The 25221-nt window shown below is 58.4% G+C and carries 21 protein-coding genes; 13 read left to right on the forward strand and 8 right to left on the reverse strand.

All coding sequences use genetic code 11. The features are described from left to right. Positions 1–89: 89 nt before the first annotated feature. The 3 genes from RHP74_RS19710 to RHP74_RS19720 all read left to right on the forward strand — a co-directional run bounded on the left by RHP74_RS19710 (position 90) and on the right by RHP74_RS19720 (position 1504). Complete coding sequence (locus RHP74_RS19710; protein WP_042932734.1) at positions 90–290, forward strand: hypothetical protein; 201 nt, start codon at positions 90–92, stop codon at positions 288–290. A 142-nt stretch (positions 291–432) separates the two neighbouring features. After that, the gene (locus tag RHP74_RS19715; protein ID WP_311096152.1) at positions 433–1140 is read left to right on the forward strand and encodes a metallophosphoesterase; all 708 of its coding nucleotides are present in this window, start codon (positions 433–435) and stop codon (positions 1138–1140) included. 88 nt (positions 1141–1228) lie between these two features. Beyond that, entirely contained in the window at positions 1229–1504 is a 276-nt protein-coding gene (locus RHP74_RS19720; RefSeq protein ID WP_010455793.1) for a hypothetical protein, read from the forward strand. 144 nt (positions 1505–1648) lie between these two features. Here RHP74_RS19720 and RHP74_RS19725 read toward each other — a convergent pair whose 3' ends face one another. From RHP74_RS19725 to RHP74_RS19735, 3 genes are all read right to left on the reverse strand, one after another. Further along, positions 1649–2029 carry a response regulator transcription factor gene (locus tag RHP74_RS19725; protein WP_200666595.1) on the reverse strand — a complete coding sequence of 127 codons (381 nt, stop codon included), beginning with the start codon at positions 2027–2029 and terminating at the stop codon, positions 1649–1651. 104 nt (positions 2030–2133) lie between these two features. Then, on the reverse strand, positions 2134–3057 hold the full coding sequence (locus tag RHP74_RS19730; protein ID WP_311096153.1) for a LysR substrate-binding domain-containing protein: 924 nt from the start codon (positions 3055–3057) through the stop codon (positions 2134–2136). 31 nt (positions 3058–3088) lie between these two features. Further along, positions 3089–4153 (reverse strand): hypothetical protein, encoded by a 1065-nt coding sequence (locus RHP74_RS19735; protein WP_010455798.1) that lies wholly within the window; start codon positions 4151–4153, stop codon positions 3089–3091. A gap of 375 nt (positions 4154–4528) precedes the next feature. Here RHP74_RS19735 and RHP74_RS19740 point away from each other — a divergent pair, with 375 nt between their 5' ends. Continuing rightward, positions 4529–5512, forward strand: a complete 984-nt coding sequence (locus tag RHP74_RS19740) for a quinone oxidoreductase (protein WP_010455799.1) — start codon at positions 4529–4531, stop codon at positions 5510–5512. Between the two features lie 234 nt (positions 5513–5746). Next, positions 5747–6286, forward strand: a complete 540-nt coding sequence (locus RHP74_RS19745) for a phage infection protein (protein WP_311096154.1) — start codon at positions 5747–5749, stop codon at positions 6284–6286. A 98-nt stretch (positions 6287–6384) separates the two neighbouring features. Here the strand turns inward: RHP74_RS19745 and RHP74_RS19750 are convergent, their stop codons facing one another. After that, entirely contained in the window at positions 6385–11856 is a 5472-nt protein-coding gene (locus tag RHP74_RS19750) for an AAA family ATPase (RefSeq protein WP_311096155.1), read from the reverse strand. Between the two features lie 267 nt (positions 11857–12123). On the opposite strand from RHP74_RS19750, the gene RHP74_RS19755 reads away from it, so the two are divergent. Together RHP74_RS19755 and RHP74_RS19760 are read left to right on the forward strand one after the other, a co-directional pair. Further along, entirely contained in the window at positions 12124–12516 is a 393-nt protein-coding gene (locus tag RHP74_RS19755) for a response regulator transcription factor (protein WP_010455803.1), read from the forward strand. 145 nt (positions 12517–12661) lie between these two features. Next, positions 12662–13486, forward strand: coding sequence for a hypothetical protein (locus tag RHP74_RS19760; protein WP_311096156.1), 825 nt, complete (start codon positions 12662–12664; stop codon positions 13484–13486). A gap of 89 nt (positions 13487–13575) precedes the next feature. Here the strand turns inward: RHP74_RS19760 and RHP74_RS19765 are convergent, their stop codons facing one another. Further along, the gene (locus RHP74_RS19765; RefSeq protein WP_010455805.1) at positions 13576–14763 is read right to left on the reverse strand and encodes a patatin-like phospholipase family protein; all 1188 of its coding nucleotides are present in this window, start codon (positions 14761–14763) and stop codon (positions 13576–13578) included. A 388-nt stretch (positions 14764–15151) separates the two neighbouring features. On the opposite strand from RHP74_RS19765, the gene RHP74_RS19770 reads away from it, so the two are divergent. Beyond that, on the forward strand, positions 15152–16171 hold the full coding sequence (locus RHP74_RS19770) for a GlxA family transcriptional regulator (protein ID WP_010455806.1): 1020 nt from the start codon (positions 15152–15154) through the stop codon (positions 16169–16171). Here RHP74_RS19770 and RHP74_RS19775 read toward each other — a convergent pair. Beyond that, positions 16163–17608: a mechanosensitive ion channel family protein gene (locus RHP74_RS19775; RefSeq protein WP_311096157.1), complete on the reverse strand. Its 1446-nt coding sequence runs from the start codon at positions 17606–17608 to the stop codon at positions 16163–16165. The two genes, RHP74_RS19770 and RHP74_RS19775, sit on opposite strands and share 9 nt — an antisense overlap. A gap of 27 nt (positions 17609–17635) precedes the next feature. Next, on the reverse strand, positions 17636–18598 hold the full coding sequence (locus tag RHP74_RS19780) for a LysR family transcriptional regulator (protein WP_049870754.1): 963 nt from the start codon (positions 18596–18598) through the stop codon (positions 17636–17638). A gap of 326 nt (positions 18599–18924) precedes the next feature. Between RHP74_RS19780 and RHP74_RS19785 the strand changes: the two genes are divergently transcribed. From RHP74_RS19785 to RHP74_RS19805, 5 genes are all read left to right on the forward strand, one after another. Beyond that, on the forward strand, positions 18925–20469 hold the full coding sequence (locus RHP74_RS19785; RefSeq protein ID WP_311096158.1) for an ATP-binding protein: 1545 nt from the start codon (positions 18925–18927) through the stop codon (positions 20467–20469). A 59-nt stretch (positions 20470–20528) separates the two neighbouring features. Beyond that, positions 20529–21179, forward strand: a complete 651-nt coding sequence (locus RHP74_RS19790; RefSeq protein ID WP_042932731.1) for a response regulator transcription factor — start codon at positions 20529–20531, stop codon at positions 21177–21179. A 102-nt stretch (positions 21180–21281) separates the two neighbouring features. Continuing rightward, positions 21282–21656 (forward strand): response regulator transcription factor, encoded by a 375-nt coding sequence (locus tag RHP74_RS19795; RefSeq protein WP_042933056.1) that lies wholly within the window; start codon positions 21282–21284, stop codon positions 21654–21656. 242 nt (positions 21657–21898) lie between these two features. After that, the gene (locus tag RHP74_RS19800) at positions 21899–23101 is read left to right on the forward strand and encodes an NAD(P)/FAD-dependent oxidoreductase (RefSeq protein ID WP_010455816.1); all 1203 of its coding nucleotides are present in this window, start codon (positions 21899–21901) and stop codon (positions 23099–23101) included. Between the two features lie 111 nt (positions 23102–23212). After that, positions 23213–23473, forward strand: coding sequence for a hypothetical protein (locus tag RHP74_RS19805; RefSeq protein ID WP_010455820.1), 261 nt, complete (start codon positions 23213–23215; stop codon positions 23471–23473). Positions 23474–23586: 113 nt separating this feature from the next. On the opposite strand, the gene RHP74_RS19810 is transcribed toward RHP74_RS19805, so the two are convergent. Further along, positions 23587–25032 (reverse strand): ATP-binding protein, encoded by a 1446-nt coding sequence (locus tag RHP74_RS19810; RefSeq protein WP_311096159.1) that lies wholly within the window; start codon positions 25030–25032, stop codon positions 23587–23589. Positions 25033–25221: the final 189 nt, after the last annotated feature.

The raw sequence follows: 25221 nt of genomic DNA on the forward strand, positions 1-25221 counted from the left end.
ACAAGCCGGTCTTGGCAGCCCCGGAACGACGTAATTCTGACGCGGCGGCCCTCTAATCAATGCTTGGTCAGTCCCCCCGGAGATGTAACGTGTCAACTCTCAATGAAATCGCAGCGAACCACGCGAGAATGGCTATGGCAAAGGCGCAAGAGTCGACCGGACTGAGTGAGCGACATCTTCAAATCGTCGGCAGCGTCGAAATCCGCACCAGCGATGAACAACCGCACGTTCCACTGCACTTCATCATCGTGACGCCGGAAAACCACCTCGCCCAGGCGGCTGGCTACTAACGCCGTCCCCTGACGATAGAACCCGGCGCAATGGCCGGGTTTTTCTGTTAATCAACCCAAGCCCTTGCCCACGATTGGCGCCGACGCGCCTAAACTCAACTGACAACGAACTCGCCCTGCGATTGGAGGATGAGGCACTGTCATGTTTGAAATCTCAGCGGTGGCGCGGGTGAAGCGCTTCGCCGCAAACACGGCCGGCCGGGATTTCGCGGTTGGCGACATCCATGGCCACTTCACTCGGCTGCAGGCTGCGCTGGATGCCGCCAGGTTCACCCCTTCGGTCGATCGCCTGTTCAGTGTTGGCGATCTGATTGACCGCGGGCCCGAATGCCGCGCCGCGCTCGATTGGCTGGACAAGCCGTGGTTCCACGCCGTGTGCGGCAACCATGATGACTACGTGGTTCACTTCGATACCTGTGCCGTCGATAGCTGGATCTTTAACGGCGGCTTATGGTTCACGCACCTGTCGCTGCCCGAACAGAAAACATTCGCCGCGACGTTCGCCGAGTTGCCAATCGCAATCGAAGTCGAAACCGCCCAGGGCCTGATCGGCATCGTGCACGCCGATTGTCCGTTTCCATCATGGGCTCAACTGCGAAACGAACTGCAATCGCCCAAGAGCAGCCAGCGCCTGATGCAAGTCCAGAACCGCTGCCTATGGTCCCGCAGCCGCCTCGAACAACGGGAAACGCATGGCGTTGCGGGCCTGCGTGCGCTGGTGGTCGGGCATAGCCCCATTCCCGTACCCGTCAGGCTTGGCAATGTGATTCATATCGACACGGCGGGATGGAGGCCGGCGGAGGGCTATTTCACCCTGCTGAATCTCGAAACGCTTGAGCCGGCGCCTTGAGCATCCTGTACCGCTCGTCCTGACCGCGGCACGTTCACCTTCCATGCTTTTCCAATGGGTACATTCACTCGCACAGCAGGTGCAAACGATGAACAGCAAAATTGCCCCTCTCATGCTCGCCGGACTTGTCTCGATCTGCCCGCTCTACTCGCTCGCAACCGAGAAAACCACGGAAGACGCCACCCTCCCACCCAGCGCACTTCCCGGGCTCAACCAAGGCGAGTCGAATGCAGAAAAGGCTGACAAAAAGGGCGAGGAAGCATCGGGTTCCAATTCTGGCGCGGAATCGCATGAGATAGAAAAAGACGCCGCTGGTTCGAGTGGTTCAGGGAATGAAGGAGCCAAGTCGAAGCCGCAACAGTAGGCCTGCAGGCGAGTGGTGCACGGGCGTGAGTACGATAAAGGGCATCCCCCACAGCGCGAACTCATCCAGGCACTGACGGTGATTGGCCGAAAACCCGTCACTTTTTGTGGCGGGCTTTTTTGCGTACGGCGCGTCGGATCGACGTTAGTCAGCCATTTTTATATTGAGGACGTCGTGCACATGAGCCATCAGTTGCTCACCATTGAAGGGCTTCCTGAAATAACCCCGCGCACCCAATTCCCGCGCCCTGATTTCCGTGCTCTCTCCCACGCTGGCAGTGATGAAGATGACCGGGAAACGCATCGCACGCGCTTGCAGTGCTTCAACCAATTGAATGCCGTTCATGCCGGGCATCCGGATATCCGAAATAAGGCACGCCGTTAAATCCAGCGCCTTGCAAGCCAGAAACTCTTCGGCACATGAAAAAGTACGACAGGCATACCCCATCGACCTCACCAGGCTGTCCAGTGAAGTACGAACAGTGTCGTCGTCATCAACGATCGAAATGATTGGAATGTTTGACAATTAATTCAACCTTGAAGTGATGGGAGCTAATCGATAAAGCGCCTCTTTTTCTTGAACACGCTCGTTCTGACGGGTGGCGTTGAAACCTGCATCGCTCATGGCCCTCAATGCCTGAATGGTTTCTCTGCCCCCCCTTCATGCTGCTTTAAAAAATCAATGAACACGCGCAGCTTTGGCGGCATGGCGCTGCGGCTGAAATAGTAAAGTGACAAACTGCGCCTGGGGCTCCAGTCCTCCAGCACTCTGACCAGGCGGCCATTGGCAAGGTAGTCCTGAACATAGCGGTCATACACATAGACAAAACCACAGCCATCAAGCGCAGCGCCGAGCAAGGTCATCCCGTCGTTGCTGGAAATGCGCCCTCTTGTCTCGATCTCGACATCCTGCCCCTCGCATGAAAATGTCCACCGCTCGCAGGCACCGGTCACGGCGCTGTTGTAGCGGACGCAATCATGGTCCAGAAGTTCTGCCGGAACCTTCGGTACGCCGTGAGCGTTGACATAGGCGGGCGATGCCACCACAGCCATCTGGATATCGGCGCCCAAAGGAACGGTCACCATGTCCTGTTCCAGCATTTTGTTCACTCTTATGCCGGCATCGAAACCGTCATTGACGATATCGACCACACGACTTTCGATGGCGATATCCAGATTGATGTCTGGATAGGCCGCCAGGAACCTGGGCACCAACGGTTCCAGAAACATCACATAGGCGCTGCGTGACATGGTCAACCGCAGCGTACCTGAGGGGTTCGCCGCGACCTCAGCCAAATCTGAAAAGGCGCTTTTCAGCTCAAGCACCAGCGGCGCAACCTTTCGATAGAACACTTCACCGGCCTCGGTCAGGCCCACGCTGCGCGTCGTTCGGTTGAACAGTCGAACGCCGGCCCGTTTTTCCAACTGGCGGATGGCGTGACTGATCGCTGATTTGCTCACGCCCATCATGACCGCTGCCGCGGTAAAACCGCGCGAATCAGCCACGCAAACGAAGACTGTCAGCAGCTCGAATCCATCCGTATCGATTGTCAAAGCGGGTTCACCTGATAGTCAGAACAGCGCGTCAGGACAGTCGCAGCCCCGTGATGCCTAACATGATCGACAGGCTGGTCAGCACGCCGATAACGGCGCCACTCCACCAACAGATATTGGCTTTAGACAGGGAAACGCCGTGCGCCAGCATCACCACCCTGAGCCCTGAAAACAGGTGAGCAATGATAAAGAACACGCCAATTGCATAATGCGGCAGCAAACGAATGCCCCAAGGGTCATGAATCATTCCCACCGGATCACCGGACGCAAAGTCCCAGCCCGTTTCAATTCCGGCGTAGGTTCTTGCAAATACAAACACGGCGTTGAGGTGGCCCAGGATGAAGATGGACAGGAACACCCCGGAGCCCACTTGGAAAATACGATAGTTATCGCCACCGACCGAGCTCCAGTTCCAGGCAAGGCGCAGGCCGCTGACCACCTGAAACAGCAGAGCAACGACCAGGATCGGTTCGACAAAGGATGAACGATAAACGGTGCGTCCCAGCTCCATGACCTTCGCGTGAACGTCCGGTCCGGCCAGGCCGAACAAATGATTGAACAAGTGAAAGACCACGAACAACAACACGATCACCCCGGCAATGCCGTGGGCCACTCGCAGTGCCGGCATGGAACGAATGGGCTTGATTGGCTGCTCGTTCTTGCCACCGTCTCTACTGAGATAAACTCCCAGCCCTATCCAGGACGCTGCCCAGAACCACTCATCCGGCACTGGGCTGCCCAACATGATCAGATTGACACCGACAAAGCAGTATAGCGTCGGCGCGCACATGATGAAGAGTGCCAAGCGTCTTGCTCTGAGCTGTGCTGCCGCGTTCTGTTGACGCGTAATGCGTTGGCACGCCAAGGCAAACCCCATGGCCGGCACCGCGAAAACGGCCACCATCAAGGCAATGGCCAGAAGCATGGAACCCAGCGGCATCGTCGAGCCCGGTTCAACCGACATGACCTGCGCGTGGAAGGCATTCAGGAAATAAGGGTATACGGCGGTCACCAGCACAGGCACCCAGATAGCCCATTTATGCGGCGCGTTTTGTACCGCCCTTTCGTAAGGGCTGACTGCCCACTTATCGACCATCCAACAACCCTCGAAAATAAGATAGTTATCGCAAGGATTGTTAAAGCCTATTCGCCCTGTGATATTCCAAGCAGAATGCCAGAGAAACGAAAAAACTAATGACTAACTAAGTATAGTCACACTATATGAAGGTATTAATCCTCAGAAAAAAACACACTTACTCTAGCGACTCACAAGTACTGACACACCCGTAAATCCATTCAACCGACGATTGTCCAATTTCATTACACAGTCTGTGCACTGTCAGGATGATTGTCGCCTCAGCGCCAAGCCCTATAATTCGTTTGCCCCTATTGGCTACTTACAAATACCTGACTCCCTGAGTTGGCTGCTCACTCGAGCAGACACACACTCGCAATCATCAAGGAATCCAACATGACTCATCGTGCAAGAGCAGCTCGCATCCATGCTTACGGTCCGCCTGAAGTACTGGTATTTGAAAACATCGAAGTAGCGGAGCCCGGCCCCACTCAGGTATTGATCCGCAACACGGTCATCGGTTTGAATTTCGTCGAGGTTTATTACCGACGCGGGACATTTCCAGTGCCTGCATTCCCAGCCATTCTCGGTAATGAAGCGGTGGGTATCGTCGAGGCCGTCGGCGTCGATGTCGTGGGTATCAAGGTTGGAGACCGGGTCGTTTATTCGGACGATGTGCATGGCGCCTATTCAACGCTGTGCCTTTATCCCGCCGATCGCGTGGCAATCGTTCCGGATGACATCAGCGACAAACAAGCAGCGTCCAGCTTCTTGAAGGGCCTGACCGCACGTTACCTGCTCAAGGAAACCGTCAACCTCAAGGCGGGCGATACAGTGCTTTATCATGCCGCGGCAGGCGGCGTCGGGCAGTTGTTCACCCAGTGGGCAAAGGCGCTCGGTATACGGGTGATCGGTACGGTGTCTTCGGATGAAAAGATGGCCATTGCTTTAGCGGCAGGCTGTTCGCATGTCATCAACTACCGCACGGAAAACTTCGCCCATCGCGTCATGGAGCTCACCAATAATGTCGGCGTGAAAGCCGTATTCGACTCCGTGGGCAAGGACACTTTTGTCGACTCGTTGTCGGTGCTGCAGCCGAGGGGAACGCTTGTGGTATTTGGCAAGGCTTCCGGCAACCCTCCCTTGATCAACCCGTTCGACCTCGCACCGCGATCGCTGAACCTGACCTGGCCGGTATTGCCCGTGTACGTGGCAACAGCCGAACAGTTGGCGGTCGCGGCGCAAGACCTGTTTAACGCAATTACGACGGGAATAATCAATGTTGAGCCTGGGCGGGTTTATCCATTCGATCAACTAGTAGACGCCCACAGAGACCTTGAAGAACGCCGCACTACCGGTGCTACTGTTTTAATCGTTTGAACGACTCAAGTACGCTCATCCCGCCACAGGCCATACCAAGGGATGAGCAACTTATACGAAGATGCCTGCGCAGAGACCGTAGGCATAAGTGACGTCTCTGTTCATTCCTTTACTATTTGAATGGCTCTAACGAAACCAGCTTTTCACACGTTACCCGTTCAACTACATAAATAGCGCCTCGCAAACTTAAGGTTATTTATGAATTGAGCCTACTGACTAATCAGGGTGAATATAATGAAAACTTCCGAATTGGGTCTGGCCATCGCCTTTCTTGCCGCGACGGGTCTGATCGCTACCCAAGCTATCGCCTCCGAAGGGTACGCCGAACAAAATATTGCCGTCGGCCGTGAAAATAATGCACCGGATGATCGTGACCCACCGGTGCAACAACATCGCGCCAGATCGGCGCCAACTCGTGTTGCCGAAGGCGGATCGGATCGCCTGATCGAGCGCCGCAGTGTTGCCGAAGGTGGATCGGATCGCCTGATCGAGCGCCGCAGTGTTGCCGAAGGCGGATCGGATCGTCTGATCGAGCGTCGCAGGGTTGCCGAAGGCGGATCGGATCGTCTGATCGAGCGCCGCAGTGTTGCCGAAGGCGGATCGGATCGTCTGATCGAGCGCCGCAGTGTTGCCGAAGGCGGATCGGATCGCCTGATCGAGCGTCGCAGGGTTGCCGAAGGCGGATCGGATCGCCTGATCGAGCGCCGTGTTGCCGATGTTGGCAATGCATACAACGGCGGGATGGATATCAATGCCCACTTTTCCATGGACTGACAGCTGTCGCGGGGGCGAGGACTCATTTCGCCGCTACGGTTACGCCCAGAAGCGTAAACATTCCGGGCGTAACACGGCGAATGCGAGCGGTGTCAGGTTCAATCCGTCGCAACAGGCAGCGTGAATTGGACCGTGGCCCCGCAAGGTTGATGAGCGCTTGCCCACAACCGGCCACCATGGGCCTCGATGATCGAGCGACAGATCGACAAGCCCATCCCCAGACCCGCAGGCTTGGTGGTGTAAAACGAGGTGAAGATCCGCTCAGCGGTTTCTGCCTCAAACCCGGGGCCCGAATCGCTGACGCTGATCAGCAAGTAGCCTGAGTCGCCCTCACCTGCGCTGATCAACAGTCGACGTTCGCCTTCAGGGTTGCTACTCATGGCTTCCAACGCATTCATGATCAAGTTGAGCAGAACCTGTTGCAGCTCTACCCGATCCCCCTCAATGGATGGCAACCCGTCCATGAGTCGAGTGTCCAACAACACCCCGTTTTTCATCATCTGGCCCCGGGTGAACTCGATCATTTCGCCGACTGCCGAATGAATATCGACTGGCCCCTTGGGCTGCGGCGCCTTGCGAATATGACCGCGGATTCGTCCCAGCACATCAGCCGCGCGATTGGCATCCTTGATGAGGCTGTCGAGTACCTGACGAACCTCGACGAGTTCAGGGGGCTGGGCGTTGAGCCAGCGTTTCGCCGCATTGGCGTTAAGGATGGCGGCGGCAATGGGTTGATTGACTTCATGAGCGATGGACGCCACCAACTGGCCCATGGTCGCCACGCGGTTTGCATGGGCCAACTCCGTCTGCACCTCGCGATAACGACGCTCGCTGTCACGGATTTTTTCTTCCGCCTCCTTGCGCTCGGTGAGATCCAGCACAAAAGCGACCCCTTCCGTGCTGCCAGGTTCGATCATGGCCAGGCCCACGATAACCGGCAGGCGACTGCCGTCCTTTTTGAAGTATTCCTTTTCGAAAGGCTGGGCATGTCCGGTTTGCACCGCCATCACCATCGAGCGTTCGCTGTTGTCGCGAAACTCCGGGACCGTCAGGTCACGCCAACTCAAAAGGCCCTTGTCCAGATCCTCCCGGGCGTAACCCAGCATGCTGAGAAAAGCGTCATTGGTTTCCAGAATGTCGCCGTCGGCGTTCCACACGACGATCCCGATAATGTTGGCATCAACGAGGCGCCGGATCTTCGCTTCGCGCTCCCCGACCTCGCGGTACAAACGGGCGTTTTCCAGTGAAATGGCCGCCTGCGACGCCACCAGTTTGAGAATCGCGACGCGGTCCGGACTGAACACCCGCACGCTCAGATTGTTTTCGAGGTAGAGCGCGCCGACCAGATTGGCCTGGTTCATCAACGGCAAGCACAGAACAGAACGGGTGCGATGCTGACGAATATAAGCGTCTGCGGCGAAGGGCGACTGCGTCACGGCATCGTCCAGAAACACACTCTCCCGGGTGCGCATGACATGGTTCAACACGGATTCGGGCATCAGTTCCATGCTGACCGGCGCATCGCGCAGTTGCGCAGCGCTGTCACCGGCGGTCACCTGCGCGGCGATGCGGTACTCGACACCCTTGCACAGAATCAACAGGCCGCGCTCGGCACCCGCCAATTCAATCGCCGTGCGCATCACCGTATCAATCAGTTTCTCCAGCACGATTTCACTCGACACGGCCTGCGACACCTTGAGAACGGTGGCGAGGTCAAGGTGCTCGACCGGCGTGGCCATGGTCGTTATCGCGCCAGGCGCGTGTTCTTCAGTCCTGAGCGACGGATACTTGGCTTCAAGCTGACGCACCTTGCCATCGCTGCCCCAGCGCAAGTAGCCATATCGGGCATCCTGCAAATAGACACGGGCAATCTTGCCAAGACCGCGGGCCGCGTAGAAGCGTGAGGCAAGTTCGTTGGCCAACGCTTCGATGTGGATGAAACCGCTTTCCTGCGCCGTTTTGATCGCCTGCTCGTACAGCAGCTCGGCCTCAATGAGGCGCCCTTGCAGTCGTGCGATTTCGGCACCGACCAGTGCGGCCCGGCTCGCGAAATTCTCAGGACATTGCTGCTCCCACGTCTGCAGCTGCGCATGGTCGGCCTGCATGGCGAGCAGGTGCTGCGCACGTTGCTCACCCGAAACGCCATCACACGAGGCGGCCCGGGCCAGCGCGTCGTAGAAGTGATACTCGGCTTCCTCGAAAAACGAGTAGGACGTCCAGAGCAACTGCCGCGCCTTGGCGGAAGCGGACATTGCCGCCTCGATTTCGTCGGCCATGTAGTGCGCTTGCAGTTTACGAACCCAGTACCAACAAGCGGCCAATGCCAGGTCCGGACTGCTGGACAGATGGGCTTCGGTCTCACGTTCCTCGAACTGTCCGTCGTCGAAGCAACCGAAGGCAGGCGTCAGGCCTCGGAGCATTCGGATCAGGGCAAGCTGCGTCACCATGAAATCAATGACCAGACCAAAACGGACTTTCCTCGCGTACGCCAGCCCCCGCTCGGCTTCGGCCTGGAGCTCGGGAAGCGAATCCCCGGCGAACAGTGAATCGGAGGTGAGGCAATTGCCTGCATAAGCGCCGTATGGAAGATCGCCTATGCGGTTCGCCGCGACAAAGGCTCGATGCAGCAGGTCGCGACATTGCTCTACGGGTTTCATCCAGCGGACGGCAAAACTCGAGAAGCATAAATAGGTGCTGGCCTCGAATCGCGTCAGGCCGCGTTGCTCCACAAGATCACAGCCGAGCTGCCCAAACCGGAACCCTGCCTGGTAGTCACCGAAGCGCCTTCCGGCCACTCTGAAGACGTTGGCATAAAGCACACATGAGGCGTCGCAGTTACCCCGTTCGAGGCTGAGGCTGACCGCTTTGCAAATCAGCAGGCAAGCCAGGTTCGCGTCCGTCTGCAAGGCGGGTGCGAAGAGCTTGCCCAGTGTGTTGACGGTCATCAGTGACGCCGCATCGTCCATCAACGGCAGGTCGATGAGTGCCTCGATCTGTCGGCTGCCCAGCAACGACCAGATGTGGTCATATTCTTCGCGCACTTCATCGTCGCTCGGATGGGCAGACCACTCGATGCCCACATGCCGCAGGTAAGCGAGGCAGACCGCCACGGCGCCGTCGCTGCGGTCCAGAAGCAAGTAGACGTCCATCTGCAAGCAAGCGACATTGGCTCGTTCGACCGTCGTCGTCGCGTGTGCCGACAGTGTCGTCAGGCGAGTGTCCGCGACGGCCAGTTGCCCGGTCAGGAACTCGCACTCGGCCCGGTTCAACTCCATTTCAAAGCGCAACGTGTGGCGGCGCACCCAACACTCGTCGTCCAGCAACTGGACGCCGGTGGTGAGGTAGTTGAGCGCTGACGCATAGGCGCTAGATGCCTTCGCGCGCTGGCCGGCGATCAGGTTGAACTCGGCCAGTTGTTCCTTTTCACTGGTGTCGGTGAGCAGTGCCGCGCCTTGATTGAGTTGACCCACGATGTCAAAGATCGCCTCATCCAACACTGACACCGGCGTTTGTGCGGCCAGTAACCGCCCTATTCGCAGGTGCGTGTGGGGGCGCAGTTCGACGGGGATCAGCGAATACGCCGCCTCATGGATGCGGTCGTGGACGAAACCGAACGCCCCGTCCAGGCGCTCGACCAGTTCCAGTCGGATCGCCTCCCACATCACCGCACGCAACTGTGACTTCGACAGGCCCAATGCCAGGGAAAGCGTAGCGATTGCAGCGACGTTGCCCAGGCACGCCAGATGCTGCAACGCCCGCTGTGTCTCGGCAGGCAGTCGGGCGAGTTTAGCGACCATCAGGTCTACAACGTTGTCTGTGTAGCCCATGGCGTGGATGCGATTGGGGTCCCAGCACCAGCGGCGTGCGCCATGATCGAAGGTCAGCAACTGCGCTTCGGCGAGTGCCTGCAGAAACTGAATCACGAAAAAAGGATTGCCGGCGGTCTTGTCCTCGATCAGCTGCGCCAAAGGTTCGACTCGCACGATCTCTTCGTGAAGGGTCTCGGCAATCAACTGCTCAATGTGGGTCCTGGCGAGCGGTGCCAGCATGATCTCATGGACCCGGCCCCCAGCCTTGCGGATGGACTTGAGCTTGGTCGTCAGTGGATGCGTGACATCCACCTCATTGCTGCGATAAGCCCCAACCAGCAACAGATGTCGCATGTCGGCGCTGGTGAGCAGATCCTCCAACAGGTCGAGCGTGGCGACGTCGAGCCATTGCAGATCATCAAGAAACAATGCCAGCGGATGTTCGGCCCGGGCGAAAACGCCGATGAAGTTGCGGAACACCACCAGGAAACGCCGTTGCGCCTGTTGCGGATCGAGCGTGGGGACCGGTGGCGGTTCGCCGATGACCAGTTTCAGCTCCGGGATGAGATCGGTCATGAGCCGTGCATTGGCCTCCAGTGCCTTGTGCAACTTCTCACGCCAGTCCGCCAGTTCGGCGTCACTCTTGCCCAATAGCGTACGCACCAGGCTTTGAAAAGCCTGCACCAACGTTGCGTAGGGAACATCACGGCGATACTGATCGAACTTGCCGGACACGAAAATTCCGCGTGGCGGCACTAACACTTTGTGCAGTTCGTTGACCACCGAAGACTTGCCGATGCCCGAATACCCGGTGACCAACACCAGTTCCGGCGCGCCGTTGGCAACGATCCGACCGAATGCGGCAATCAGTGTGTCGACCTCTTGCTCGCGACCGTACAGTTTTTCGGGGATCAGCAGGCGTTCCGAGGTGCCATGCTCGCTCAACGCGAAGGCGTTGATGGTGCCCAGGCGCTCCCAATCCGCCAGGCACTGGCGCAAATCATGTTCCACGCTGGACGCGGTCTGATAGCGCTCCTCGGCGGTCTTGGCGAGCAGCTTCATGACGATATCGGAGATCACTGGCGGTATGGTTTCAACGCGCAAACCAGGCGCCACCGGTTTTTTGGCGATATGGCAATGCACCCATTCCATCGGATCGGTCGCCGTGAATGGCAGCGAGCCGGTCAACATCTGGTAAAGCGTGATGCCAAAGGAATACAGGTCGCTGCGCGAATCGATCGAGCGATTCATCCGGCCGGTCTGCTCCGGTGCCATGTAAGCGAGTGTCCCCGCCATGGTTTCGGGCGCCTGCCGCTCGCGCGGTAACCGCGAGGTCAATCCGAATCCGGTCAGGCGCGCTTGCCCGTCGGCACAGTTCACCAGGATATGGCTGGGCTTGATGTCTTTGTGAACAAGCCCGCGCTGATGGAGCTTGCCCAACGCCACCGCAATGCTGATGGCGTGCTGCAAGAACGGCGACGTTTGCATGGGCGCGGCAAGCAGCTGCACCAGCGGGTCACCGCCGACATCCTCAAGCACCAAGTGCATCTGGCCGGCTTCGCGCACCAGTTCGAGGGGCCTGAGCGCCCAACTCTCGTCCAGTTCGTCCTTCAGGCCGAACTCATGCACGATGCGGCCCAGGCAGGCTGGATGCGGTTGTTCCGCTGCCGCTCGCGCCAGGAGAACCGTGCGATCACTGCCGCCCTGGCAGCGTCGCTCCCGACTGAACGTGCGCTCACCATCGTCCCACAGTATTTGCATTCTGGAATCCATTGGAGTTGGACATGCCGCAGTATGGCCTGCTGCTTTAATCTGTCGACTGATCGTCCAATGAATTCCAGTTGCCGGCACCATCGCACGGACGTGGCTTCCGGGGCTGCCAAGGGTCTGAGTACTGCGCAAGATGGCACTGAACGGCGGCTGCGGCATCAACACCTAAAGGTTAGTCAGTCATACATAGGTATACTTTCCCCCCCATCTGGACTGCGTATCTTGTAGTGACGACAAGTGCTGTCACGAGAAAACCCAATGACGCAAACCACTGCCATCCGTACGACAGCAATTATTGCGATTGTCGACGATGACGACTCCGTACGGAGTGCCCTGCAAAGCCTGTTAAGGTCCGGCGGTTATCAGACCCGAACCTACAGCAGCGCCTTAGCGTTTCTCGACGCAAACGTGTCGGCTGAAACCCATTGCCTGGTGTCCGATATTCAAATGCCGGGAATGAGCGGTGTCGAGATGTGTGAGCGGCTGGTCTCGATGGGCTTTCACATCCCCACGATTCTCATTACCGCCTACCCTGGTGCGGCGCCCGCCCTGAGTGCCCACAATCCAGAGCTGATCGCCTGCCTGTCCAAACCCTGTGACGCCGACAGACTGCTGAGCTGCATCGAAGCCGCCCTGCTCCAGCGGCATTGAGGGCCGACTAAACCTATGGATGATGGTGACGCTGTCCGAAAGATGATGTATTCACGGACAACGCATCTTCCATTCCTGCCTGACGCCGCGACTCACTCGCCAAGGAAGACCAATGTTAATCGGTTCCACCGCATCGAAAAGTGCGATGTCTGCCTACACGACTGCCGTCGACACCCAATCCGCCACTGAAGCTCAGCAGCGCATGGCCCAGGACGAGGCGCCACCGGTCAAAGCGAAAGAGGCCGATTCGGTGAGTCTCTCCAGCACCTCTACCGACTACAGCAAATCGATCGCAGGCAATGCGCCGTATTTCCCCGTGCGCGAGGGCATGAATGCCGATGCCCTGGTGTTAGGCGCCTCCAAGCCGGGCGCGGTCTCGAGTTCGAAGGACAAGACGTTTGAGCAAGTGGCCACCGATGCTCGCAAGCGCATGGATGAGAAATACGCCCAGATGAACGCCAGCGGCAAACCGTACACCGGCAGCGATGAGGACCGTAATGGCCTGATGGGTGATCTGGATCGCCGTTCGCTGAACGCAGTGGCCACCAATGAAGGCGGGATTTTCACGGCGCAGGAACAGGCCTCGGCACAAGCCTTGATGCGTCAGCAGGGGCGGCTTGCCACTGGCTATTACAGTGGCCCGGCGGACCAACAGCAAAACTGGAAAGATCCGTTTGCCAACGACCCTTTTGGTCGCGCCCGGGCGGCACTGGATTTTATGAATAACATGAGCCCGGAAGAAAAGGCCACGCCCGAATGGCTGTCACAACGCCTGTCTCTGGAAGCCGCCTTGAACCTGGGTCACAACACTGGCGCAGACCCAGTGGAAAAGAAAAGCGGACACTTTCACAACCTGGCTGAAATTCTGGCGGGGGTGGTGACCGAGCCGGATACCCGGCAATCCAGCCAAGCCAAATACGGCGATCCCTCCGCGCAGATCTTGAAGAAACTCCAATCGCTGATCGCCTGAGCCAGAGATAACGAAAACGCCGCCTCATCGGGCGGCGTTCTCATTTATCGGACAAAGTCCCCAACCATTGATCTTATGAGCTTCGATGCTCAGGGCACGCTTTCAGCCAGAGGGGCGTCGCTGAGGCCTTGTGTCAGGTCGGTATAACGGGCGACACCCAAGTCGAACAGACCGGCCATACGCGCGGCCTCGAAATCCAGTGGATCTGTATCCAGATCGGATGGCAGCGCCGCATACCGGAGCTGTACGTGATGGCGATGGGCAAACGCCGTGGCCATCGCAACGTGCATGCGCAGGTTGGCGCGACTCAGCGAGTCGAACGAACGCCCCATGATAGCGACGGCACCGCCACTCAATTGATTGTTACGGGGCGCCATCGGCGCGTTGATGATGATGAAAATCTTGCCCGGCATCAGGCTCGGCTGATTGATCTGCCACTGCACCAACGCTTCCGGCAACAGCAGGAAAGGCACATTGACTCCGCCATCGGCATGGATCTCCGAGGTATTACCATCAGCAATCGGTATCGGCGGAAAAATCCCCGGGACGCTGGCTGAAGCGGTCATGATCGTGCGAAACAGCGCCAGCGCCTGGTGTTCGTTTCCGGGTTCTTGAGCGGACAGCGCAATGGCCCCCATGTCCCAGATGTGCGTTTCCTGGGTATCGAGGTTGGTGGTCGCCACCAGCAGACGGCGACCCAGACGGTGCTGATCCGCCACGGCGTGCAACAACGCCGCACTGGTGTAGTGCTCAATGATCGCTGCAAGCGGTTCACCACTGTAAAGCGAGGGTCGCGCCAGCATGCCCAGGCCGCGCTCGGTCAATTGCGTCGCACCGACATTGCGGTAACCCCGAATCAGGCGCGGGTCCCAGTATTTCCCGGCAAAGGCCAGTGGCGCGATCAACGCACCGGTGCTGACGCCGGTCACGAGATCGAAATCAGGGCGGGTGCCACTGCGACTCCAGCCCACCAGAACCCCAGCGCCAAACGCGCCATTGGCCCCTCCCCCGGAGATCGCCAGCGCAGTGATGCTCGTTCTCCCGGCCTTTTTGCGATCCGCCTCCCAGGCTTGCATGAACGCCATGGATTGCTGCGCGTTATCGGCCACAAAACGGAAGCGATTCAACGACGCGAATTCGCGAGTCGGCTGCGGGGTGGAAACCGTATCAATCATCGGGCGGCGGAGCGAGCCGCAGCCGCTCAACATCAATTCGAAAGTGATCATGATCACCAGCAACGGCTGGCGAAATTTCAGGCGTAGTGACTGATCGACCATGACAACGGATCTCTTGGCGAATGCTGGGGAAATTCAGGGAGAGCGCCCTGGTGAAGACAGCGCTCTACATAACAAACGTCAGTTTTTGCCAACCCTGAAAAGAAACAGCCAGACAGGTTTTGGGCGATATCTTTTTAGTTCTTAGTCGCTTAGTGAATTCGGTTACGAATCGTCGACTAACAGGAAATATTATCGATTGGCACCGTTATTCGATATGACATATAACCCTGAATTACGGCCAGGAAAACGGGGCCTGCTCCTGCGTATAACCATTCGCAGATTGAGTGATCGCGAAAACTTGACAGGTTTTCAATACCGGCTTATTTCAGTCGCGCCAGTCAAACCCCTTCATCGCCAATAACAGCGATAACCGAGTCTCGACGCAGCCATGAATTCCATTGTTCACGACACCGCCCCGCTCCATGAATCACTCTCTCAGCCGCGCAGCCTGGTGTTCCTGGCTTACCCCCAGATGGGCTTGCTTGACCTGACCGGCGCGCAAACCGTGTTCTGGGCCGCCTCCAAAGCCATGGCCGAACGCGGTCTGCCAGGCTACTCGCTGCACACGGCAAGCCACGACGGTGGATTGATCGCTACCGCCGAAGGCCTGTCGGTCCACACCACAGCCCTGCATTCACTCAACGGGATGGCGATCGATACGCTGATCGTGCCCGGAGCGCCGAACATCCGTCAGGCCATGATTGACAGCGTCGACCTGGTGAATTGGTTGCGCGAGGCGTCGGTCAAGGCCAAACGCACGGCCTCGGTGTGCAGCGGCACATTTCTGCTCGCCCAGGCAGGGCTACTTGAAGGCTTGCGGGCCGCCACGCACTGGGCAATGTGCGACATGCTCAAGAGCGGTTTCCCGACGATTGATGTCGACATCGATGCGATTTTTGTCCAGCAAGGAACTGTCTGGACATCGGCCGGGGTCACCACCGGCATCGACATGGCGCTGGCGTTGGTCGAGGCCGATTGCGGTCGTGAGGTCGCGTTGCAGGTGGCTCGGGAACTGGTGGTATTTCTCAAGCGCCCCGGTGGTCAGGCGCAGTTCAGCCAACTGCTGCAATCTCAAACGGACGACAGCGCCGGCTTCGACGATTTGCACCTGTGGATCAGCGCGAACCTCAGCGATGCCAGCCTGACGGTTGAAGCACTGGCTCGACAAGCCCAGATGAGTCCGCGCAACTTCTCCCGCGTCTACAAACGCAAGGTGGGACGGACACCAGCGAAGGCACTTGAGCTGTTTCGCATGGAAGCTGCACGGCGGATGCTCGAAGACTCTCAGCGCAACATCGACCAGATCGCGCAGTTGTGCGGTTTCGGCGATGAGGAGCGCATGCGCTACACCTTCCACCGCCACCTCTCGATTTCGCCTCGGGAATACCGCAGCCGCTTCTCACGCTGACGGCAGGCGTTTTTTCTGCAGCCAGCCGAGTAAGCCGCTGCGCTTGATGTGCGGCGTTTTTTTCGCAACCACCGACTCACGAATCTCCTCGCGCTGGTGCTGCAAATTATCCAGCGCGAGCTGCAGATCACTGTGGTGTTCCAATTGCGAGCCGAGAATGGCCTTCTCGATGCGGAACAGACGCCCGCTGGTGAGGCTGCGAAATTCCGCTCTTGAGCGTCCTTGCGCGAGGATGCCCTCCTCGCCCATGACTTCGCCCGGGCCCAGGCGTCCGGCTTCAATGAAACGCTCGCCATCATGGATCGACGCTGAGATCACGCCGGTACTGATGAGCATGAGGCAGTCGGCGATTTCTTCGAACGCAAGAATCACTTGATCGGCCTGATAGTCCACGGCCGTCATGTGGTCGGCGAGTCGGTCACGGTCTTCCATGCTCAACGAACGGAACACTCTCACGTCTTCCAGCAAGCGTCGCGGCCGGCTCCATGCCTGAACGGCCGGCTCTGAAAGCCACGTCACCCCCGCCGCTTCGAGGTGCCGATGCGCGAGGTCGAACATCAGGTTGCGCACTTCGGTCTTGTGCGAAATCGATTCGATAAAGCCTTTGAGCTCGTATTCGTTGTATTCCAGGTGTGAGCTTTTCACCGACACTTTCGGCTTGAATCCGGGGAGCAAGGCGCGGGTGCCCTGCAAGGCTTTTTCCAGCGCGTCCATGGCCCGTCGTGGGCGCACATGACTGGGGATCGCGATGATCACAATGACCCCGTGCACATTGCCGGGACGGCTGAAATTGAGGATTTTGGTTTTCGCCGCCAGTGAGTTGGGCACGACGGCCATACTGCCCAGATCGGTCAGCAGGTGGGTGGAACGCCAGTCAATTTCCACCACTTTGCCTTCAATGCCGTCGATGGAAATCCAGTCGTCCAGGTCGTATGGCTTGGTGGTGTTGAGCACAATGCCGGAAAACACATCACTCAAGGTGCTCTGCAACGCAAGGCCGACAATGATCGCCATCGCCCCGGAAGTCGCCAGCAACCCTTTGACCGGCAACTGCAAGACATACGCCGCAGCGCCGACGATGGCGATCAGGAAAACGCCAGCCCCCATCACGTCATGCAACAAGCGTGCGGTGTGCCCTTCGCGCGAGGTCAGGCCATTGCCCAGAACCACCGTCAACGTCCTGGCCGCAAACAGCCACCAGGCGATGCCCAGAACGGTCGCCGCCAGATTCAGAATGGCGTCGTCAGGCCACAGCGGTGGCTGCAACGGGCTGATGCCGGCTGCCATCAATACCCAAGAGAACGTCACAAACAACACCATTCGTGAACAGATCCGCAACACAGGTTGGGTGGCGTCCAGGCAGTGCCACAGTGACAAGTCCAGCAGCATCAGGACGGCACCGATAATCAGCGGGTGTTCTTGCAAGAACATGAGCATTATTTCTTCCCGGAAGTCTGGATCGTCTCAGGCAACGGCGTAAGTGAAGGCCTCGGCCGACGCCGGGCGGCAGAGCGTTCCATCCTGCTCAGCCAGAAACGCGCTGCAGCGCGAGCGCAACCAGCGTTCGGCGGGGTCGTTGTGCGTCGCTCCGCGCCAGACCATTGAAAGTTCCTGCTGCGGCAGTTCGAGCGGCGCTACTTCGGCCCTCAGGCCACCGATCAAGGCCATGGACCGGGCAATGTAGTCCGGGACGATGGCAATCATGTCGCTGTTGGCCAAGAGCACCGGCAACGCGCTGAATTGCGGCACGGTCAACACGACCTTGCGATGACGGCCCAGGTGACTCAGCGCGCTGTCCGCGTCTTCAATGACATTGCCCATCGACGACACCACGGCATGTGGGCGTCGGCAGAATTCGTCCAACCCCAATTCACCGGCCTGCGAATCGGCGCGCAACAGCATCGGGCGAATCGAGCGCAGCGTTTTGCGCCGGGCATTGGCCGGCAGCTCAAGGGTGTGACTGATGCCCAGGGAGATGTCCCCTGAAGTCAACAGCTGCGGCATCTGCCAGTGATCCGCTCGGCGCACCACCAGCGTCATGTTCGGCGCCTCTGTCCGCAGGCGGCGCAGCAGTGTCGGCAGCAGCGCGTATTCGACATCATCCGAGAGACCGACATGAAAGGTTGCTTCGCTGGTCGCCGGATCGAAGGCCTGGCAACGACTCAGGGCCGCCGCAATGCCGTCCAGTGCTGGCGCAAGGTTGGAAAAGATCTCTTCCGCACGGGAGGTAGGCTCCATGACCCGACCGGACCGGATGAACAGCGGGTCGTCAAACATCAAGCGCAAACGCCCCAGGGCGCTGCTGATGGTGGGTTGGCCCAGAAACAGCTTCTCGCCGACACGACTGACATTTCGTTCGTGCATCATCGACTCGAAAACCACCAGCAGATTGATGTCAGCACGACGCAGGTCATTTCTGTTCATCATGGAAACCGCCCGACCATCAGGTCATTGAGGTTAAAGGATGCGGTGTCACCTCGCCCCTTCAAGCAATCGGAGCAGCGATGCGCGGTGTATGAACAGGTTATGCAAGTGGCCGCAGAACGTCTGTCGTACCTGAGGACAGCGCATTCATCCATGCGTCTAGCGTTCGATACTTGAGTATAGGGAGGGGGCATGAGCGGGAGCGCGGGAAGACTACGCGCGCGCACTTGGCGGTATTTCAGGGGTTTATGTCCTATTAGATGGAAACCATTGCTTTTACGATAGGCATCCATGCTCCGCCCCCATGACATCAGGAATGCATGACCACGATGAAAAACAACAGGTCAGCTACTGCGCGCAAATCGTCGCCATTTTTCTTCAACTTATTCGCCGCCACGCCGCGCACCTCCGACACGAGGACCGTTGACGCGGCCTCCAGCATCAGTCCCAATCCACTGATCAACGCATTGGGTTGGCTGGTCGGCCTGGTGGTGGTCATCGGCATCCTGGTGATCAACTCCGAAACCCGATCCGACTTCGCCCCGACGATTCTTTACATCACCTTGTTGTTGATGGCGGCCAATCTGTTCTCCATTAACGTGGTGATCAACATTGCACTAATGTGCATAGTGCTGCTGACAGCCACGTATTTTTACAACGGCGGTTATGAACGCTGGGAGTCGACCACTGGTTTTTTCCGATGCCTGACGGCGCTCTCGGCAATCACCTTTCTCGCCCTGCGCAGCAAACACGCCGCGGACCGGCTGCGCCATAACGAGCTGTACCTGATCGGCGCGCAGCGCTTGAGCCAAACCGGCAGCGTCGGTTTCTGCGGTGACGACGAAGCAATGAGCTGGTCCGACGAATCGGCGCGGATTTTCGAATACCCCCTGACCCAACATCCGACGGCGGCGATGGTTCTGGCGCGGACTCATCCCGACGATCTGCCCTTGGTGCAGGAGGTGTTTGCCAAAGCAGCGCGCCATGAGCCGCTGCTCGAAATCCAGCACCGACTGCTGATGCCCGACGGGCGCATCAAGCATTTACATATGATTGCCAGCCCACTGTTCGAACAGCAGGACCGTTGTGAATACATTGGCGCGCTGATGGACATCACCGCCAGCAAGGAAGCCGAGACGGCGCTGTTCGGCATGCAGGCGCAATTGGCACATGTCACGCGCGTCACTTCACTCGGTGAGCTTGCTGCTTCCATTGCCCATGAAGTGAACCAGCCACTGACGGCGATCACCAGCAGCGGCGAAGCGTGTCGGCGCTGGCTTGATCGCCCAGTGCCGGATCAGAACGAAGCCCTGCAATCGCTTGATCGCATCATCGCCAGTTCGTGCCACGCCAGCGATGTCATCCGCCGAATCATCGCGCTGGCGCGCAAATCCGATCCACTGCGACAGCGCGAGTCGCTGGAGGACATCGTCAGCCAGACGCTTGGCCTGGTCCAGCATGAGCTGGCCCTGCACAAGATCAGCTTGAAAGTCGAGCTACCGGAGCACTCGAACTACGTGCATGCGGACCGGGTGCAATTGCAGCAAGTCATCATCAATCTGGTCGTCAATGCCTGCCACGCGATGGACGGGGTCAAGGTTGGCGACCGTTTTCTGCAGGTGCGCACGTGGGCAACGGATGATGAGGCCGTGGTGGAAGTGGCGGACCAGGGTTGGGGCATCGCGCCCGACGTTTTGTCTTCATTGTTCAACCCATTCTTCACCACCAAGGAACGCGGGTTGGGCATGGGGCTTTCCATCTGCCGCTCAATCATCGATTTCCATGGGGGACGGATCTGGGTAACCAGTACAGTCGGGCATGGCGCGTCATTCAAATTCGCGCTACCGCTTCTCTCCCAATGCGAATCGGACTAAATTGCTTTGACGCAGAACATTTCGCTTGAATCAGGATTGCTGCTCTCTATGGATGCCTCATGAACGAACATCACCCTATGAACAAAGTCGTGAACCATGAGCCGCTGGTCTATATCGTCGATGATGACGCCCCGCTGCGCGAAGCACTCGGCAGCCTGTTGCGCTCCATCGGATTACAGGTGGCGCTGTTTGGCACGGTTACAGAGTTCATGAACTACGCCCGCCCCGACATCCCCAGCTGCCTGGTGCTGGATGTGCGACTGCAAGGCACCAGCGGGCTGGATTTCCAGAATGAGTTGGTGGCCGCCAATATCAACGTGCCGATCGTCTTCATGACCGGCCACGGCGACATCGCCATGACGGTCCGGGCCATGAAAGCAGGCGCCGTGGATTTTCTGGCCAAACCGTTCCGCGAGCAGGATTTGATTGATGCCGTTTCCGCCGCGCATGCCCGAGACAAACTGCGCCGCGAATCCGAACGTGGCAATGAGGAGTTGCGCAGCCGCTACGCGACACTCACACCGCGCGAGCAAACCGTCATGGCGCTGGCGGCCTCGGGGCTGATGAACAAACAGATTGCGGGAGAGATCGGCCTGAGCGAAATCACGGTAAAGATTCACCGTGGTCAGGCCATGCGCAAGATGTTCGCCCGCTCCTTCGCCGATCTGGTACGAATGGCGCAAGCACTTGGCGTCGATCGTTCTCAGTAAGGTTTTATACGCACGTATAGTACGTCCCCCGGGTGGACGGCGTATCTTGCGCTGATGGCGGGCGCCCTTGATGGGCTGCCTGATATCAGTCCAGGGATTGAAATGCCCCATACCGCTGTTGTTTCCGTTGTCGACGATGATGAGTCCGTGCGCATGGCGCTCGACAGTCTGTTGCGCTCCAACGGTTATACCGTGCGGGTGTATGCCACCGCCGAAGCGTTCCTCGCCGCCACCGGGACGCAAGACACCGGCTGCCTCATCTCCGATATACAAATGCCCGGCATGTCAGGCATTCAAATGTATGACGAGTTATCGGCCAGGGGGATCAGGATGCCGGTCATCTTCATCACCGGCTACCAAGGCTCGCCGCCCCGGGTCAGCGACAGATCCCCCGAGCCCGTCGCTTATTTCCCCAAGCCCTTCCCCTGCGGCGAGCTGATGGCCTGCCTCGAAGACATCCTCGATCGCAAGGCCTGAGCGTCGACGCTCCCTTGCTTTAATACCTTGGTATACACACCCCACACTTAGGCGTGTCGCAAATTACCCTATGTAGAAGTGCCCTGCCCATCCCCCCTCGATACCATCTCCTACAGCGAACCAAGCCGGATTAAGTGTTGCGGTTTTCCATTGAAGCCACGCACCTGGATCAAGCCGCATCACGGTCACGCTTAAACCGACAAACCCTTCAATGATCGACTTTTGTCTTCAGGAGCAACCCCATGAAACAGAACATTTTAGTAATCGGCGCAGGGTTTGGTGGTGTGTGGAGCGCATTGAGCGCTGCCCGTCTGTTAGACAAACATGACCGTAAAGACGTGCAGATCACCGTTTTGGCTCCCCAGGCAGAATTGCGCATCCGTCCGCGCTTCTATGAAGCGGATGTCCACACCATGATGGCGCCGCTCGGCGACCTGTTCGACGCTGTGGGCGTGAAATTCGTCAAAGGCAGCGCTGATCATATTGATGTGGAAAACAAGCAAGTCGCCTACAGCGACGTGTTTGGTACCCAAGGCACGCTGAGCTACGACCGACTGGTGCTCGCCGCTGGCAGCCGCGTGATTCGTCCAGCGCTTGAAGGCATGATCGAACACGCTTTCGACGTCGACCAGATCGAAGAAGCCAGCCGTCTTGAAGCCCACATCAAGTCACTGAAAAACCTTCCGTACAGCACCGCCCGTAACACTGTGGTGGTCGCCGGTGGTGGCTTTACCGGGATTGAAACGGCCACCGAAATGCCCGCCCGTTTGCGTGCCGCGCTGGGTAGCGATGCCTCCATCAGAGTCATCGTGGTGGATCGCGGACCGCAAATTGCCGCCTCGATGGGCGATGGTATTCGTCCATCCATCATCGAAGCGTCGAACCACCTGGGTATCGAATGGGTGCTCAACAGCTCGGTCGCGTCGGTCGATGCCGGCGGCGTGACGCTCGCCGACGGCCAGCGCATTGAATCCAACACCGTGATCTGGACCGTCGGCTTTCGCGCCAGCCCGCTCACCGAACAAGTGGTGGGCACTCGCGACCCGCAAGGCCGTCTGCACGTCGACGGCAACCTGAAGGTGCTGGGCCATGCCGACGTTTTCGCCGCGGGTGACGTGGCGTACGCCGCCACCGACACCCTTGGCAACTTCGCCGGGATGTCCTGCCAGCACGCCATTTCACTGGGCCGCTATGCCGGCAATAACGTCGCGGCGGATTTGCTGGGCGTCGAACCGATAACCTACAGCCAGCCCAAGTACGTGACCTGCCTGGACCTAGGCGCCTGGGGCGCGGTATTCACCGAAGGCTGGGATCGTCAATTGAAACTGGTCGGGCATGAGGCCAAGGAGCTCAAGACCCAGATCAACACCGTGTGGATTTATCCGCCGGCGGCTGATCGCGCGACTGCGCTGGCTGCTGCCGATCCGTTGATTCCAGTGGCCTGAACCTCTTCACAATGACCGCTCGCGGCCTCGGGAGACCGAGCCGCAACTCGGCGAACGACAACGCTGCGAGCGTTCATTGTGCTTCACGACATCCACCAGGGGCTGACCGACATGTATGACTTTTTCGAAAATCCGCACCGTGTGTTGAAGCTGTCGCACCTATTGCTGATCGGCGGGCTGGTGATGCTGTTGGTCGGGATCATCCTGGCGTATGGCTGCGAGGCCTACCTGAAGTTACCCGAACTGATAGGCGCACACGCGATGACGATTCTCGGTCCGACCGCGATCAAGCTGGGTTACGTCATGCGATTGCTGGCTTTCAACCGCTTGCGCCTCGACGGGATCGCGCAAGGCTATGGCGTCGCCGTTTGATCTGAATGTTCTTCCCTGACCGGTTCGGCTCTCTCCTTGCCGAACCGGCACTTCCCAAGCGCCCGCCACTGTTTTTTTTGGCGGGCGTTTTTTTGCCTGGAATTCACCGGTGCTCAGCACTCACCTTTGAGCGCAGGCAACGCGATCGAGAACACCGCCCCTTCACCTTGATTGCTGGTTGCCCAGATGCGTCCGTCGTGGAACTCGATGATGGAGCGGCAGATGGAAAGCCCCATGCCCAGCCCGTCAGCCTTGGTGGTGAAGAACGGATTGAACAACGATGGCAACGCCTCGGCTGTGATACCGGTGCCACAATCCCTGACTTCCAGAATGGCATCGTCGTTGTGCACCCACGTGCGGATCTTCAATATCCGCGTGCGTGGATCCACCTCGGTCATTGCCTGACAGGCATTGATGATCAGGTTCAGGATCACTTGCTGAAGCTGCACCCGGTCGGCGCCGACGTGCACCGGTATCACGGCCAGCTCCACACGCAACTTCACATGGTTGCGGCTCAGTTCGTATTGCACCAGGGCCAGCGTGTCACTGACGATCTCGTTGAAAGATTCACGCTGACGTTCAGGGTCGCCGTTACGCGAAAGCGTGCGGATGCGCCGAATGACTTCGCTGGCGCGATTGGAACTGCTGATCATGCGGTCAAGCGATGTGCGCACTTCACCGAGATCAGGTTCGCTGCGGTCGAGCCAGCGATGACAGGCTTCACCGCTGGTTCTGATCGCGGCAAGTGGCTGATTGACCTCGTGAGCAATGGACGCTGCCAGTTCGCCCAGCGAGGTCACGCGCGTGACATGCGCCAGTTGTGACTGTGATTGGAACAGCGCGTCTTCGGACTTTCTGGCTGCCGTGACATCCATCACCGCGCCGACGTACTCGAAGCCGTTATGTTGAGCCGGCAAGGGGTGAGCAATCATGTGGATGTACTTGATGCGACCATCCGGCATCTGCAACCGATGCTCGACTTCCAGGCGCGGTTCATGATGCGAGACCTGGTCGAAAACGCTTTCGACCAAATGCCGGTCATCGGGGTGCGTGCGCGCCAGAATCTTCAGCATGCTGGGGGTTTCTTTTACTGAGTACTCGAAGATCCTCGCGGTCTCCGCCGACCAGAAAATCTCTGAACGGTCGACCCGAAACCCGACGCTGCCGACCTGGCTGAGCCGTTGGGCACCCACCAGATAAGTCTCGTTACGACGCAACGTGTCCGCCAGTTGCTTGCTGCGCAAGGCTAGAAAAGTGATGGCAGACAACGAAACGATACAACGCACATAAGCCCCCACGGCTTCAGTGTTCAGGTAATCGCGTTCGACGATAAAAATGAAGGTCAGCACTGACAGACACGCCAAAGCGACGCAGATCACCAGTTTCACCGAAAACACATTGGCGGACATCAGCACCAGGGTCACGTACAGGACCGTCGTCGCCACGCTCAAGTTGGTAAAGAATTTGAACACGACGACGAAAGAGGCGACCAGCAAGGCGATCAGCAGCGCCATGGCATCGGTCTGGAAGTAATCTTTTCTAAGGGTCAGGGGCGGCATGAATTGTCCGGGCGTAACGGGTTGGCAACATACCCGCAGCGGACCGTGAGCTCCGCACCGAGCGACTGAAAGTCGACGTATGGAACGTTCGAAATGTGGACCGAATATAGTAAAAACACAGGCCTGGTGACAGGACGAATAACCCTGAAATCAAGACGTGTCAGCGCCCAAGGCGCTGACCTGTTGCAC

This window comes from Pseudomonas sp. SG20052 (assembly GCF_031766055.1).
GTDB lineage: Bacteria > Pseudomonadota > Gammaproteobacteria > Pseudomonadales > Pseudomonadaceae > Aquipseudomonas > Aquipseudomonas mandelii.